The organism is Clostridium sp. CM028, from assembly GCF_030585565.1.
GTDB classification, from domain to species: domain Bacteria; phylum Bacillota; class Clostridia; order Clostridiales; family Clostridiaceae; genus Clostridium_AD; species Clostridium_AD estertheticum_B.
Genome location: NZ_CP077766.1, coordinates 1,676,633 through 1,691,435, shown reverse-complemented (window position 1 = coordinate 1,691,435; position 14,803 = coordinate 1,676,633). Strand labels below are relative to the sequence as shown.

14 protein-coding genes and 1 pseudogene are annotated in these 14,803 nt (G+C 30.5%); 5 read left to right on the top strand and 10 right to left on the bottom strand.

The genetic code is table 11. The features are described from left to right. The first annotated feature begins 18 nt into the window (after positions 1-18). Together KTC94_RS07890 and KTC94_RS07885 are read left to right on the top strand one after the other, a co-directional pair. Entirely contained in the window at positions 19-849 is an 831-nt protein-coding gene (locus KTC94_RS07890; RefSeq protein ID WP_220319906.1) for a type I phosphomannose isomerase catalytic subunit, read from the top strand. A gap of 170 nt (positions 850-1,019) precedes the next feature. After that, positions 1,020-1,715, top strand: a complete 696-nt coding sequence (locus KTC94_RS07885) for a peptidylprolyl isomerase (RefSeq protein ID WP_369811889.1) — start codon at positions 1,020-1,022, stop codon at positions 1,713-1,715. 74 nt (positions 1,716-1,789) lie between these two features. Here the strand turns inward: KTC94_RS07885 and KTC94_RS07880 are convergent, their stop codons facing one another. Both KTC94_RS07880 and KTC94_RS07875 read right to left on the bottom strand, forming a co-directional pair. Further along, the gene (locus tag KTC94_RS07880; protein WP_220319907.1) at positions 1,790-2,236 is read right to left on the bottom strand and encodes a hypothetical protein; all 447 of its coding nucleotides are present in this window, start codon (positions 2,234-2,236) and stop codon (positions 1,790-1,792) included. 65 nt (positions 2,237-2,301) lie between these two features. Further along, a complete protein-coding gene (locus KTC94_RS07875; protein WP_216302691.1) occupies positions 2,302-2,742 on the bottom strand; it encodes a cell wall hydrolase in 441 nt (146 codons plus the stop codon). Between the two features lie 486 nt (positions 2,743-3,228). On the opposite strand from KTC94_RS07875, the gene KTC94_RS07870 reads away from it, so the two are divergent. The 3 genes and pseudogenes from KTC94_RS07870 to KTC94_RS17755 all read left to right on the top strand — a co-directional run bounded on the left by KTC94_RS07870 (position 3,229) and on the right by KTC94_RS17755 (position 5,884). After that, complete coding sequence (locus KTC94_RS07870) at positions 3,229-4,437, top strand: serine/threonine-protein kinase (RefSeq protein WP_220319908.1); 1,209 nt, start codon at positions 3,229-3,231, stop codon at positions 4,435-4,437. Between the two features lie 1,062 nt (positions 4,438-5,499). Beyond that, positions 5,500-5,547, top strand: a pseudogene (locus tag KTC94_RS17760) (hypothetical protein); the annotation flags it as partial. Positions 5,548-5,587: 40 nt separating this feature from the next. Next, positions 5,588-5,884, top strand: a complete 297-nt coding sequence (locus KTC94_RS17755; RefSeq protein WP_366510001.1) for a C40 family peptidase — start codon at positions 5,588-5,590, stop codon at positions 5,882-5,884. Between the two features lie 102 nt (positions 5,885-5,986). Here KTC94_RS17755 and KTC94_RS07860 read toward each other — a convergent pair whose 3' ends face one another. The 8 genes from KTC94_RS07860 to KTC94_RS07825 form a co-directional block, all read right to left on the bottom strand. Then, positions 5,987-7,081, bottom strand: a complete 1,095-nt coding sequence (locus KTC94_RS07860; RefSeq protein WP_220319909.1) for a DUF3810 domain-containing protein — start codon at positions 7,079-7,081, stop codon at positions 5,987-5,989. A gap of 122 nt (positions 7,082-7,203) precedes the next feature. Beyond that, positions 7,204-7,599 (bottom strand): large-conductance mechanosensitive channel protein MscL, encoded by a 396-nt coding sequence (gene mscL / locus KTC94_RS07855; protein WP_216302695.1) that lies wholly within the window; start codon positions 7,597-7,599, stop codon positions 7,204-7,206. A 148-nt stretch (positions 7,600-7,747) separates the two neighbouring features. Then, positions 7,748-8,851 (bottom strand): endospore germination permease, encoded by a 1,104-nt coding sequence (locus KTC94_RS07850; RefSeq protein WP_216302696.1) that lies wholly within the window; start codon positions 8,849-8,851, stop codon positions 7,748-7,750. Between the two features lie 45 nt (positions 8,852-8,896). Then, the gene (locus KTC94_RS07845; RefSeq protein ID WP_216302697.1) at positions 8,897-9,112 is read right to left on the bottom strand and encodes a hypothetical protein; all 216 of its coding nucleotides are present in this window, start codon (positions 9,110-9,112) and stop codon (positions 8,897-8,899) included. A gap of 18 nt (positions 9,113-9,130) precedes the next feature. After that, positions 9,131-10,285, bottom strand: coding sequence for a Ger(x)C family spore germination protein (locus tag KTC94_RS07840; protein WP_216302698.1), 1,155 nt, complete (start codon positions 10,283-10,285; stop codon positions 9,131-9,133). After that, positions 10,282-11,862: a spore germination protein gene (locus KTC94_RS07835; protein ID WP_216302699.1), complete on the bottom strand. Its 1,581-nt coding sequence runs from the start codon at positions 11,860-11,862 to the stop codon at positions 10,282-10,284. The genes KTC94_RS07840 and KTC94_RS07835 overlap by 4 nt, the downstream gene beginning before the upstream one ends. A gap of 123 nt (positions 11,863-11,985) precedes the next feature. Next, positions 11,986-13,929 (bottom strand): DUF6449 domain-containing protein, encoded by a 1,944-nt coding sequence (locus KTC94_RS07830; RefSeq protein WP_220319910.1) that lies wholly within the window; start codon positions 13,927-13,929, stop codon positions 11,986-11,988. Beyond that, complete coding sequence (locus KTC94_RS07825; protein ID WP_220319911.1) at positions 13,904-14,803, bottom strand: ABC transporter ATP-binding protein; 900 nt, start codon at positions 14,801-14,803, stop codon at positions 13,904-13,906. Before KTC94_RS07825 ends, KTC94_RS07830 begins: the two co-directional genes overlap by 26 nt.

The window sequence follows — 14,803 nt, the reverse complement described above, 5'->3', positions numbered from 1 at the left end:
TGTATTGGAGGAGTTGTATTGTCTAAAGAATTAATTTTAAAATTAAAGCCATACTTAAGTGAAAAAATATGGGGATGGGAGAAATGGGTACTTTCATGTCATGAAGAGGGAAATTCTACGGTGCAAGAAGGAATTTATGAAGGACGAGAATTGTCTGAAATTTTAGGATGTGGTAGTGATTTTCCTATACTAAATAAAATTATAAAAGCAGAAGATACCTTATCAGTACAAGTACATCCAAATGATGATTATGCTAAAAGGGTTGAAAATGCTAATGGAAAAACAGAGTGTTGGTATATATTGGAAGCTAAAGAGGGAGCGACTTTAGTATCAGGAATAAAGAAAGGTTTAAATAAAGAAAAGCTAAGGCAAATTATAAAAGAAGGTAAACTAGAAGATTATTTAGAACGAATCAATATAAGCAGGGGAGATTTCATCTACATACCAGCGGGTACGGTACATGCTATAGAATCTGGTGTAAAGCTTATTGAGGTGCAACAAAATAGCAACATTACTTATAGACTTCATGACTGGGGACGAGGCAGAGAAGTGCATATTGAAAAATCCTTAGATGTTATAGATTATGATGGTAAGAATAAAGGTGGGAAAATTGATAATTTTAATAAATTAGAGACACCTTATTTTAAAGTGGAAAAAATTATTGTCAATAACAATTATATAGACATAGTTAATGATAGTTTCCATAGCTACACTGTAATATGTGGCGAGGGAGTAATAAAAGTGAGTAATGGGCAAATGAAATTAAAAGAAGAAGAAACAGTTTATATATCAAAAGGAATAGAGTATACACTTGAAGGTAATATGGAATTAATTAAATCTAGTGTGTAGAGGATTAATGACATTTCAAAAGGGAGGTCTTAAACTTCTACAAGTGAGGGTTCCGTGTTATAACAAAAATAAAACTTCAGTGGGAGTGAAAATCTCCTTCCGAAGTCGTTAATATTGTATTTTCGCGGAAGATAGTTAATGCTAGGCAAGTTATGAAGGAGCGTTTAAAAATGAAAAGGATGAAGTTTTTAAAAAAAACAATGATATTGGGTACAGTGATTTTTGTGTTTTTGGCAGCTGGATGCGCTAATAAGGAAAAAGATAATGTCGATAGTAAACCTAAAGCAACAAAAGAGGTAGAACCTACTCCAGTAGTTAAAAAACAAACAGAAAAAGGAGCTAATGACAAAAATCCAATGGTTACTATAGTAATGGAAGATGGCTCGACTATTAAGGTAGAATTATATCCAGAAATTGCACCGAATACAGTTAGAAATTTTGTTTCTTTAGTCCAGAGTGGTTATTATAATGGATTAATTTTTCATAGGGTAATACCAGGTTTTATGATACAAGGAGGAGACCCAGAAGGAACGGGCACGGGCGGCCCCGGGTATACAATAAGCGGCGAGTTTAGTAATAATAGTTTCGACAACCCTTTAAAACATGAAAGAGGAGTAGTATCTATGGCTAGAAGTGCTGATAAAGACTCAGCTGGTTCACAGTTTTTTATAATGATTAAGGAAAGTAGCAACTTAGATGGTGATTATGCTGCTTTTGGTAAGGTTACAGAAGGTATGGAAACAGTGGATAAAATAGTAGCTGTTGAGACTGGGAGTAATGATAAACCTAAAAAAGATCAAAAGATGAAAAAAGTTACTGTGGACACGTTTGGAGTAAAGTATGGTGAAGTTGAGAATGTAAAATAAAATTATAAGAAATGCCCCTAGTGAGTTAAGTTCACTAGGGGCATCTTTTATATGTTTCGTGATTTTAAATTACATTAATACGAAGATTTTGTCTGTTTTTCATAATTATCTGTACATTTAGATTGGTTTTTAAAAATTCTTACAAATCTAATAGAGAATATATCACACATTACCAGATCATTTGAACCACTTTCTTGAATGACAATAAAACTAATACCAACTTCTTTTAATATGCCTTCGCGATCAACCCACATACCAGTTCCAATTAAAAATTCTACTTTTATATATTTACCTATTTGGGTAGATAACCAACCTTGATTATAAAGTGGATTATCTACTATGGGTGAGACAGGTGGCATTTCACGGTGCTGGTTACTATCAGGGGTTGGCATCGCAGGTCTTTCTCTTGTATTATCATCTGTACCAAATTTTGGAATAGGTGCCATTGGGGGTTCAGAAAACACAGGAACACTGTCCCACATTGGAATTTGATTAAAATTGTTAGGTGGTGCTATAAACATAAAATATCCTCCTTAAAAATTATATTAAATTATTATCTAAAGGTATAGTTAGTAATGCTTTTTAATTAAGTAGTAAAATACTTCGCTGTGGGATTGTAAAAGCAATGTAGACCTACACTGACTTGATAGATACCACTACCATTGAAAGGGAATTCATCTGGACATGGTGCATAGGGATTAAAATACCATAAGGACTCACCTGTTGTATATAATCTATTGCCAGCTAAAGCCCAATCAGCAATATCATAATGTATCTGCTCTGGTCGACTCGCCCAAATGGTTTGTGGGTTAGTCACACCACGAATTACAGATCTTGCACAATCAAATTGTCCTTCCTGAAATATGATATTCCTTAAATCACCTTGACCTATCCTAAGATATTCACCATCTGCTACGTGCACTCTGTTCATAACTACAGAGGCAACAGCTTTCATCCCATTTTCGCCTTCTCCACCAGCCTCACATTGTAGTATTCTAGCCAATAACTCCCTAGCACTGAAAGCCATAAATAGTCATCTCCTTAATTCGCTCTACAGTGTTATTATATTCAGGGAGTTAATAATGGTACTTAAAAAAACAAAGAAATTTTTTATTTACAAGGAAACTGTAAGATTTATTGGGTATTTAATAAATTGTGAGAGATAGCTATATAGCATTAAAGAAACTCTAATAAAAATCCTATTGGCATATTGTTAGTAACATTTAACATGAATATATGGTAAATCAATGGGAAGTTTGATATAATTACCTTGTATTTGTGTTCTCTTTTGTTAAGCTATTATTATTTGTGGTAAAACAATAATAGCAAATGCATTTTATATTTGTATATACTTTCGCGTAAAGGATATTAGATACCCAATATACCTATATTTATATATATATTATTATTGGATAAGGTATGACTATAAAAAGAAAATATCACTTAAAATTTTATATTTATACATATGTTATTAGATGAATAAGTTATGAAACATTTATACAAGAGGTGAATTATGCTAAATAGTGGAGATATATTAGACAAAAAATATGTAGTAATTAAAATTTTAGGCAAGGGTGGAATGGGCACTGTTTATTTATGCGAAAATATAATTCAGGGTAATTTTTGGGCTATAAAAGAAGTAATAAAAAATACAAAAAATATAGATATTTTAACAGAGGCTAACATTTTAAAAAATCTAAGCCATCCAGGTATTCGGAGAATAGTTGATATATTTTATGAAAATAACAATCTATATATGGTTCAAGATTACGTAGAGGGTCAAACACTAAAGGAGTATGTTAAGGTAAATGGTAGAATACAGACAGAAAAAACTTGCCGGATTACATCTGATTTATGTGATATTATAGGATATTTACATAATCAAAATCCAGCTATTATATATAGAGATATAAAACCATCGAACATAATTATAACAACCAGTGAAAAAGTTGTTTTGATTGATTTTGGTATTTCGAAAATTTATAAGGGTGACAAGTCGCAAGACACAGTGTGCGCAGGTTCTAATGGATATGCGGCTCCAGAGCAATACGGCTTAGGGAAATGTTGTACGCAAACAGATATATATGGCATCGGAATGTTAGTATACTTTATGGTGAAAGGGAAGACCCCTTTCACAGGTATAGAACCTCTTTTGAACGAAAATTATGGGCCTGATATTAATGAAAAATTAAAAATAATAATACAGAAGTGCGTTAAGATTGATATTAAGGATAGATATATTTCGGTTAAAGATCTAAAAAAAGAAATTTTAGAAGTATTAAAAAAAGATAAATATGAAAAAATAGCGGGTTTGAGTGACTATAATATTAGCACAAATGTGGGGACTAAAAAAGCTAAAACAAAAATCACAAATAAAGGGAAGTTAACAAAAATTAAAAATGGGTTTTTCTGTTGTCTAGTTGTAACTCTAGCAAGCATTTATATTTTCCATGGGAATAAAAAAGAAAGTACAGTTATGAACACTATAGATAGGACCGAAATAGTGAGCCCCGTAGTAGGGTCATCAAGTATAGAGAAAGATGCTATTAAGGAGGCTATAAAGAAGTCTGTTAAGACACCTATTATAAGCCCTGTAAAGGTAGCAACTAGTTATATTACACAAGATAGCTCAATAAAAGAAAAAACGCCGCAATTATCTAAAGCAAAGGATAAAGAAAAACGAAAAAACAAACAAACAAACATAGTAAAAAAGATTAAATAAATGAGATATTTAGAAATGGATGTAGATGTATAGAGCTGGACAGGTAATAATAATTTAAATTAATTTGGACTGTTAATAAGGTTAATTTATATTAATCGTTCCAATTGCCTAATATAGTGCTATAATATGGTTAGGAAATAATAATATGAGAATTAATGATGATTTTACAACATAAGATATGGGGGGAGTAACAATGAGAAGAAGAATATTACCTTTACTTATAGCTATTGGACTAGTTATGTCAGTAAGTAAGCCGATGTTCGCAGTGTCACTAACGCAGCAGTTAGATAATCAAAAGAAGCAGCTGCTAGAACAACAGGGTTCATATAGTTTGTCACAAAAGAATTCTGACCAATTAGAGATATCTATTGAAATGTTAGATTTAGATATTGGGAACATGAACGCAGGAATTGATAAAGCAAAAAATGAGATATATAGTACTGAGAAAAAAATAGAGAAGACTACAAAAGATATAGTAGTTGCCGAGCACAATATAAAGGGCGAGGAATCTGTATTTAATGAAAGAATGAGAGCAATGTATATGAACGGAGCAGATAGTTATTTAGAGATACTACTTGATTCTGAAGGAGTCGAAGACCTTATCTCAAGAGTAGAAAATGTTAAAAAAATTGTAGAATATGATAACAAAATTATTAAAGAATTAAATGAGAAAAAGAAAATTATTGAGGATAGAAAAAAAGCTCTTAATGATAAAAAAGTAAAAGTTCTAGCGTTAAAAGCTAATAATGAAATTAAATTGGACGAGCTTAGTGCAAAGAAAAAAGAACAAGGACTACTAGTAGTAGAAGCTAATAAACAGGAAGAATTGAATAAAAATGAGATGATAAAAATACAGGCTTCAGTAGACAGTACTACGAATCAAATAAAAGATGAAGCAGATCAAAAACGTAAATACGATATGGCAATAGATACTAAAAAAACTCAAGAAAATACCCCATCAAGAGGGCAGGTAAGTACCGCAGTGAAAAATGAAACAAATGATGAAAAAGAAATAGTTGAAGAGGTAAGCAAACCAAAACCAACCTTACCAAAACCAACTTTACCAAAACCGACTTTACCAAAACCAACTTTACCAATTGGTTCAAATGAAGTAATAGAATATGCTAAAACTTTCCTGGGAACACCATATGTGTGGGGAGCAACGGGTCCAAATTCATTTGATTGTTCAGGTTTTACTCAATATGTATATGCACATTTTGGAGTTACTACAGGTAGAGATACTTATGCTCAGATAACTCACGGATCATATGTGTCTAGAGAGAATTTACAACCAGGAGATTTGGTATTCTTTGGATCAGGAAGTCCTCACCATGTTGGTATTTATGTAGGAAATAATTCATACATACACGCACCAAGCACAGGGGATGTAGTTAAAATATCACAATTAACGAGAAGTGATTATATGTCTGCAAGAAGAGTTAGATAGCAACATGTAAAATAACATAAAATGATTCACAGAAATAATATAATAGGTTTGATTGATGATTTTTAAAACACCGTGGTTAATTTTAACCACGGTGTTTTAAAATCATTTTTCTCTGTAATCAGCAAGAAGTAAGTCGACCATTGCACCATAGCTTTTTGTTCCCGATTGTTGATTTTGAGATTTAAGATAAGTGTCGTTAATTTTATCTCCTATTTTTTCTATAGGACCGGAGTACATTTCCCAAAAAGATTGGTTGTACTTCAAGTCATTAATTACACCTGTGCTACAAGTTAAAATCAATTCTTTATATTTTTGTGAATCACTTTTTTGTAATGCATTTAATGAATAAGATAATGCTGCAAGTGTTCCAGAGTATTGAAAATCTATATACGGATGATTTATACAAGCTATATATGCAATATAGTTTGCTTCATCTTCTTTGGCAAAGCCTCTTTGATGGGCCATTTCGTGAACCGTGGTAAATGGAAGGAATGAATCAGGTTCTGCCATATTAATATTTGCTTCGTTAGTAAAAGGAAAATAAAAACCTGTAATTCCTGTATAGCACATTGGACTTGAAAGTAATATACCCTTAGGTATTCCATAGTTACCTTTTAATGCAGCATATTTAAGTGAAACTTTATCATATCCTAATTGAGCAGTTTTTAGGATATACTTTTTATTATAAGAAAGTTCCATTACACCATATTGGTTTTCGTTTGTTTTTTTTCTTAGAGAACTTGAACTATTTATAAGATGCATGCAAAGTGAAGCAAGTTCATTTGAAGATGACGAGCGGACATTTAACTGAAATATTTTATTGAGTGTAAGTCTTTGATAATTAAATCCCCATAAAAACTGGAATGAAAAATATATTAATCCGGATGCAGCAAGTATATTTAAAACAAAGTGTTTTAAAATACCTAATCTTTTATTTTCATATTTGTATAAGTCAAAAGTTGTTTTTAAAATATACAATAACGCGAAAGTTACAAAGAAAATAATTGTAAGTTCTGCAAGAGAAAATGGTAAGAAGTGGGTAATTGCACTTAAAATATTAGCAATTATTTTATAAAAAAATGATGAATAGTATTTTTCTATAAGAGTCGGAAACATTCTAGATATTTGAGTTAGGAGAATACCTAAGGGTAAAAGCAAGATTAAAAATGATTTCTTCTTACAGGAAAAAAACTTCAAACGAAGCACCTCCTTTATATATTTATAACTCCCATGTTTTAGTTGTTTGTATAAATTGAATGTAAATATAATTAATTATACAAAAATCTCCAAGTGAAATGTTTACTTGGAGATTTTTTATATTATTTTCTTTGTTGTAATAAGTCTCTAATTTCACTTAATAGCACTTCTTCATTTGAAATTTTGGGAGCGATAATTTTTTCGATTTCTTTCTTTTTAACAGATTGTATAGCTTTTATAAATATAAAAAGTGAAAAAGCAATTATTAAAAAGTCTATGATAGATTGAATAAATAAACCATATTTAATTGACAATGCTACTCCACCGGCTATAGATGAAGGTATATCATATTGTAAACTACTAAAATTAATTCCACCCATTAATATGCCAAGGAAGGGCATTATAATTTCATTCACTAAAGAGGTAACTATTTTAGAAAACGCCGCACCTATAACAACAGCTATTGCTAAATCTAATACACTCCCTTTAAGAGCAAATTTCTTAAATTCTTTCAACATATGTGGAACACTTCCTTTCAATGCATATACTAGAAATTTTAAAAGTATTTATATTATATCATATATTATTTATACTAAAAAAATAATTTTGAAAAATATGATTGTTATACTCATTTGCATATGACTTAGCTGAAACAATACTAAGTAATTATTTAATTACGCTTGTTGTTTTTGAACTTCTACTCCTAATCTCCACCACAATAAAAATAACTAAAGGTATTATAACTTCAAATACAAAAGAATAATATGGCAATATATTCAAAGTCCAGGATGACATTTCCATGGTACTCTCGTAAACAAAAAAAGAGAAGTTAAACATTAGAAGAGCTACAGGTGTTGCAATAAATTTGTAATCATTAAATCCAAAAACCTTGGAAATTCCATTGCAAACTGCAAAAATACATATACTTACTTTAACAAAGACGCATACTAAAAATTGAATAGCTACTGTCATTTCGAGTCTTTGAAGCAAATTACCTAGGTGAATAAGGCTTATTACCGTGGGAGAAGGGAAATATAATCTTGATAAGGTTCCACTTCCTAATACTAAAATATTTCTTAATGTTGCTAAAAATATAAGCCCTCCACCCACTAGTAAGCCTACCATAAATGTTTTTTTATAATTTCTAACTTTAGATATATTAGAAAATACCATTGTAAAAATTACGGTTTCACCAAATGGATAAGTAAAACTTGAGAAAGCACCTCTTAGAAGTGGAGCGGCACCGCTACTTAGTATTGGTTTTAATTTGCTTATATTCATTTGTGAAATTGAAAATATAGAGACAGTAAAAAATATTAGAATTACAATCCAAATGAAGAACTCAGACCATCTTCCTAAGACTTCAATACCTTCTTTTAAACACCATATAAGAAGTATAGTAAAAAAAATCATAGGAACTACCACTGGTGTATCAGGTAACGCTAAGATATCAGTAAATTCTGATAAGCTTCTAAGAGTTAAGGAGCCATCATGAAAGGCAAACCATATCATTAGTATACTTATTGTTTTCCCTATAAACTTCCCCATAACGATTTGAAGTATATCAAATAAATCTTTCCCAGGATATGAGGATAAAATTTTAGAAAACATAAGTAACAATATAATAGACCACAAAATAGCAATAATTATTGCTATCCAGGCATCTTGTTTTGCATCGCCTCCTCCAGATCCTCTTAAAAAAGAAGTTCCAATTATAAAAAGTATTATAAGTATTGTAGCTTGTCTTTCAGAAATAACTTCATTTTTCATTTATGCCTCCCATACTATTTGCTGTAATGATAAACAGTAAATAAACTAATTTGATTTGCCAAATATCGAAACTACAATATTTTTTATTTGATTCGATGGACTTGGTAACTGTACTCCTAAAGTTAGAAGAATGCTAATTATCATTGAAAATATAATCAGAGAAAAATAAAGTGCTATTTTACCAATATCTTTTTCTTTTAATAGTACGACAGTTTCAAAAAACATTACTATGATATAAAAAATTATTACAAGTAAAAACATTTATAAATTCTCCTTTGATTATTTTTCTATTGAAATAGGATTTGTTGTTGTACCACTACCCTTTATTTTCAGGTGCACGTTAACTTCAGTCTTTAGACCTATCAAAATATCTTCTCCATTATTTTTGTAAGTCTCACTTACTTTTGGTTTTTCTTTTTTGAAAATTTCTCCAAAACCTAAAACGTCGCTATGGTAATTTTTCTGTAATTTACTAATTAAAGATTGTATATTATCTTCAATTTTTTTTTCTGCTTCACTCTTAAGTATTTTTAAATTTTCCTCTTTAATAAAATCTTTAGTTCCTCCAACCTCAGATATAGTTACAACTGGGTATATATCAATTATAAGTGATGATATTCCATTGTTATAAAGGGGGGTTAATTTAGTTTTATTTTCATGTATTTCTAAGGTTATGCTGGTGCCAGAACCTGAAACATCTTTCAAAGTAATTAACCCTTGTTTTATTTTGTTCTGAATCATAAGCATGTATAGGGTTTCGTCTCCATCTATATATCCTACAAGCTTATCGGACTTAAAAATAGCAGAGCCATTTAAATTAGGAACTATAGTTCCAGCATTAAGCTCATTTTTAACTGTAGCTATTGCTTCAGACTTACCTTCTGAAGACATTGCATCGACAAATAACCATAACATTGAGTTAGGAAATTTAGAGAGTGTTTCCCATGAAGTCATGGCATCATTAAGATGAAATGAAGTTACGTTATTAAGATTAACCTTAGTTTTTAAAATTTCGGCAGCACTATCACCCTTTGCTATTAGAATCCACATATCTGATCTAAGGCTGGAGTCTCTATGGGCCCAATCGATCACCGGAATTACCCCTTCATTTGCGACTGGCTCACTTATTATTAGCACCTTTTCAGCACTCCAAAAAAGTTTTAAACCAGTTTTTTTTATCATATTTCTCACCGCATTAAATATACTGTCACCTTCGGAGCTATATAGCTCAGAACCAATGGTTGAGGAACCACCTTGACGTTGCGTGGTTATAACTTCTGTTGTAACAATATATTTATTTGTTGATATATCCTTATCTATAGCAACGCCAGCTACTATTGCTAATGTGTCTATTTCGCTATAGTTCCAGCACCCGCATAATATAATAGGACACATAGCTATAATAAAAATTATGATTACGATTTTTTTTTTCATTTGGAGTCTCTCTTTCTTAATTTTTTTTGACGCCTTTTATTTTTTGTAAATAGCTTCGGTCTTAAATACATATCCCACCAGGGAGCTCTAATTACCGTATCTTTTATATCCTGAATAGAAAAAGAAGGGATGTTAGTCATATAAGGTATACCAAAGGAACGAATAGACATCATATGAAGAACTAAACCCATTACGCCAAAAATGTAACCATATAAACCTAGGAAGGAAGATAATAATAAAAAAATTATTCGTATCTCTACTATTCCTAACACTTGAGGTAGCATAATGCTTGAAATTCCAGTTAGTGCAGTAACTATTACTATAGGGGCACTGACTAGTCTTGCGTTAACAGCAGCATCACCAAGCACTAAGGCACCTACTATACTAATTGCTCCGCCAATATGTTTAGGCATTCTAAGACCTGCTTCTTTAAGTATCTCAAATACAATCATCATGCCCATGGCTTCTACAATTGAAGGAAAAGGTAATCCTTGTCTCGCAGAATATATACTTAAAAGAAGTGGAGTTGGAATAAGTTCTTGATGGAAGGTAACAAGTGCTACATATATAGCTGAAGTACTAGTACTAATAAAAAAACATAACCATCGAAGAAATCTGACAAAGGAGGAATATAAAAAATTGTTATAATAGTCTTCATTGCTCTGAAAAACCTCAACAAAGATAGTTGGAAGAGTTAAAACAACAGGAGTTCCATCGCAGAGAACTGCAAACCTTCCTTCTAGAAGTTTACCTGCTACCACATCAGGTCTTTCTGTATTAAAAATAGTCCTAAAGGGAGAATAAGGGGCATCTTTAATTAATTCCTCTATGTAACCAGAATCTAAAATACCATCAATATCAATATTATTAAGCCGCGTCATTAGCTCTTTATGTATAGGTTCCATTGCTATACCTTTAATATAACATACACATATTTGAGTTTTAGTTTGTTCACCAATTCTCATGAATTCGAATTTTAAGTTAGGATTAATAAGCTTCCTCCTAATAAGTGTAATATTTAAATTCATTGATTCGGTAAAGCCTTCCCGAGGTCCCCTAATTATAGTTTCTGATTGAGGTTCTGAAATTGCCCTTTTTTCCCATCCTATAGTACCGATGGAAATTACTTCAGCCAAACCATCTATGAAAAGCATAGTTTTTCCGTATATAATTTCATTAATAATATTATCAACAATAGATGTTTTTTTGTTGTCTGCAGTTAAAAGTATTTTTTGCATTAAAATATCCATAATGTTACTATCATTAATCTCAGATATATCACCTAACAAAAGTGGCTTTATAATATCCTCATTAATTGTTTTCAGATTTGCCATTCCATCAATATAAACAAGCGTACACTTAGTGCTAGTAGGTTTGCCAATTGATAGATCTCTATATACGACTGTTGTGTCATTAATAAAAATGTTTTTTATCATATTAATATTTTCATCTAATGATTTTACTAGGTTTATATTTGAAAAGTCATTTGCATTCATAAATAAAACATCCTTTGTATTATAATAATTAACTACATATAGATATTTTAGCCAATTTGTAAATGATTTAATCATATACATTTTGCTCAACATCCTAAAATACTCTCTCCAAATCTGAACTTTCTTTGGTAAAAATATAAAAAAAGGACGGTTAATAACTAATTGCATTCAATTAGTTATTAACCGTCCCCATATTTTCTTGTTTTATTTGAAATATTCGCGAACGAAATCAGGTACATATGCGGTTTCAATATTTAAATAAGTAATATCATCACCGTTTTTCATATGTAGACCTAAAGCATACTGTCCTTCAACATTTTGTGAGTAGTTTGTTAGACAGGTTTCAAGCTTAGTTTTATCAGTGATTTTAAGTCTTTTTACATTGACGGTTTCATCCGAAAGATTAATTCCTCCATGGGGGTTGCTAGGGTTTCTTTTTTCTATAATAGCATAGTCTATATCTTCAGGCAAAATTCTAGCCTTAGAATAGTATCCATTTTGTTTTAACCAATTTTCAAATTCTTTATAGGATTTTTTCCAAGATAAATTTATTCTTTCATCATTTGATAGTAATATATCAATGTTCGCCCATGAATCTCTTGAATCTATGATGCTTTCATAAGTTTCATTTAAAGCTTCTTTTTTCAAAATATCTGTTGCTTCTTTAATTTTTGTTTGGTTTGTTATTGTTACCACTTTAGTTGCATATCTTGAGTTAATTGAAATTTTATCAATGGATTTATAATCGGTATTTAAAATACTATTATGAAATTCTTTATATTCCTTTGATTCATATATAGGTTTTAGATATTTTCCATACTCATCTTGTGGAATATTATATTGTCTTTTTATTTGCTTTCCATTTTTCAAGTTATATAGAATAGCAAATTGCTTATTTGTATTTGAAGCGTACTTTAAAGTTTTTTTATCATCTATAAGCTTACTATGCAATTTCACAATGTTATTAAGAGTTTGTATTTCATGATAAGCAGATATTGGGTTGTCCTTTAAACTAGTTGAATAATAGAACCCATTATCTATAACGATGCTGTCGATATTTTCTATAGTAGGAATTCGTTTTTCATATCCAATAATATCAGAATTAATAACAAGTGCTAGTAGGGCGATAATACCTGCGTACATGAAATACCCCTTTATATTTCTAAAAATTCTTAGGGATTTAGTTATTATAATTTCTGCAATAATATATCCAATTACAGAGCCTATAACATATCCGAGTATTATGAAGCGTATATCATAGTCTCCGCTTTTAAAATACGTTCCACCTACTAGCATACAGCAGAAGGTTATGCCATATTTAAATACAGGCTGTAGATGTTTAAAAGTAACAACATTAGATGCAGCTTCTAAATTTCTTTTATGGTATGCAAATCTAGCTACAAGGTAAAAAACAATACATAAAATTATATATATAAATATTTCCATTGAAGTCATTGGTGTATTAGTTAAAAACATTGTAATTGGGGAAAAAAATTCTATGCTATTATTTATATAGTAGTTACTGGCAATGCCATAAATAAAGAAGTCAAGATTATAACTAATTAAGGCAGTTAATCCAAGCGGTAAAAATAAAAATATATACGTAAGTATTCCCTGTGCAGTTGAAAGTCCTGTGAACATACCAACTAAAACACTTGAAAGAAAAATAACAATATTAAATAAAATTGTTAGTCCAGCCCAGAACATAACATTATTAACCGTAAAGTGAATGTTAGCAGTGTTTAAATTTAAAGATTCTTTAAGTAATAATGAAGAAAGTGCAGTGATAATTACTGGTAATACAAGAAGCAGTATTCCTATAAATATATGGTTATCATATAACTTCACCCTTTTTATAGGAAGAGCGTGAATCATATCTACAGATTTTTTGTTTTGTATGTACCTAAATAATAGTATAGCAGTTAAAACCGGTATAACTGCAGTGGACATCAATAGTATGTTATTATTAAAAATATCTTTCATTGATGAAGAATACTCTGGATGAGCGGTGTTACTAGCGTTCATCATCAATATTTTAAAAGGTACTTCAAATAATAAAAATATTGTGTAACATATGCCTATCCAGCCAAAGCGTTTTATATCATTTACGAGTACCCCTTTATTAAAGCATGATGTTTTCAATTTCATAGTTAACGGCCCCCATTTCATATATAAATATTTCTTCTAAGGTAAGAGTAAGAACATCCATAATCACAGGATTAAATTTATTAAAGTAATTAATAACATCAGACTTATTTCCTCTAACAATTAGAAGAAGCACTATTCCTCTTTCTTCCTTGTGGAGTATATTAGCACCGCTAAGAAGTTCTTTTGGTACTTTATCCTTAAAGGCAATTTGTATTTTATGCACATCAGATTTTAACGCATCTAAATCTTTTTCTACTATGAGAGTTCCTTTATGAAGAATTCCTATATGGTCACATATATCATCTAATTCCCTTAAATTGTGGGAAGAAATAATAATAGTCATTTCTTTGTCCGCCACATCTTGGATTATTAAGTTTTTGACCTTTTGCCTCATAACTGGATCTAAGCCGTCAAGTGGTTCATCTAAAATCATAACCTTAGGCATAGTTGATAGTGCAAGCCAAAAGGCAACCTGTCTTTGCATACCTTTAGATAAACTATTTATTTTTTTATTTACATCCATATCAAATACTTTTATTAGATTTTCAAATCTTTCATTGTTCCATTTAGGATAAATATTTTTATAATAGTTAGCCATATTATCTATTGTATATTGGGAAAAGAAATAAAGGGAATCTGGTATAAATACAATTTCTGATTTGGTTAATACATTCTCAAACACATTTTCACCAGCTATTTGAACTATTCCCGTGTCCTGTTTATAGATACCTGCTAAAAGCTTTAAAAGAGTTGTTTTTCCGGCACCGTTTGAACCTACAAGGCCGTAAATAGAGCCTTTATTAACATTAAGGTTTACATTTTGTAATGCTTCTAAATCAGCAAAGGATTTAGAAACATTTTTTACTGAAATCAT

What these genes read in the sequence shown, in the direction of transcription:
- KTC94_RS07885 (WP_369811889.1), top strand. Translation starts at nt 1,020, where the DNA reads ATGAAAAGGATGAAGTTTTTAAAAAAAACAATGATATTGGGTACAGTG.
- KTC94_RS07880 (WP_220319907.1), bottom strand. Translation starts at nt 2,236, where the DNA reads ATGTTTATAGCACCACCTAACAATTTTAATCAAATTCCAATGTGGGAC.
- KTC94_RS07875 (WP_216302691.1), bottom strand. Translation starts at nt 2,742, where the DNA reads ATGGCTTTCAGTGCTAGGGAGTTATTGGCTAGAATACTACAATGTGAG.
- KTC94_RS07870 (WP_220319908.1), top strand. Translation starts at nt 3,229, where the DNA reads ATGCTAAATAGTGGAGATATATTAGACAAAAAATATGTAGTAATTAAA.
- mscL (WP_216302695.1), bottom strand. Translation starts at nt 7,599, where the DNA reads ATGTTGAAAGAATTTAAGAAATTTGCTCTTAAAGGGAGTGTATTAGAT.
- KTC94_RS07850 (WP_216302696.1), bottom strand. Translation starts at nt 8,851, where the DNA reads ATGAAAAATGAAGTTATTTCTGAAAGACAAGCTACAATACTTATAATA.
- KTC94_RS07845 (WP_216302697.1), bottom strand. Translation starts at nt 9,112, where the DNA reads ATGTTTTTACTTGTAATAATTTTTTATATCATAGTAATGTTTTTTGAA.
- KTC94_RS07840 (WP_216302698.1), bottom strand. Translation starts at nt 10,285, where the DNA reads ATGAAAAAAAAAATCGTAATCATAATTTTTATTATAGCTATGTGTCCT.
- KTC94_RS07835 (WP_216302699.1), bottom strand. Translation starts at nt 11,862, where the DNA reads ATGTATATGATTAAATCATTTACAAATTGGCTAAAATATCTATATGTA.
- KTC94_RS07830 (WP_220319910.1), bottom strand. Translation starts at nt 13,929, where the DNA reads ATGAAATTGAAAACATCATGCTTTAATAAAGGGGTACTCGTAAATGAT.
- KTC94_RS07825 (WP_220319911.1), bottom strand. Translation starts at nt 14,803, where the DNA reads ATGATTTCAGTAAAAAATGTTTCTAAATCCTTTGCTGATTTAGAAGCA.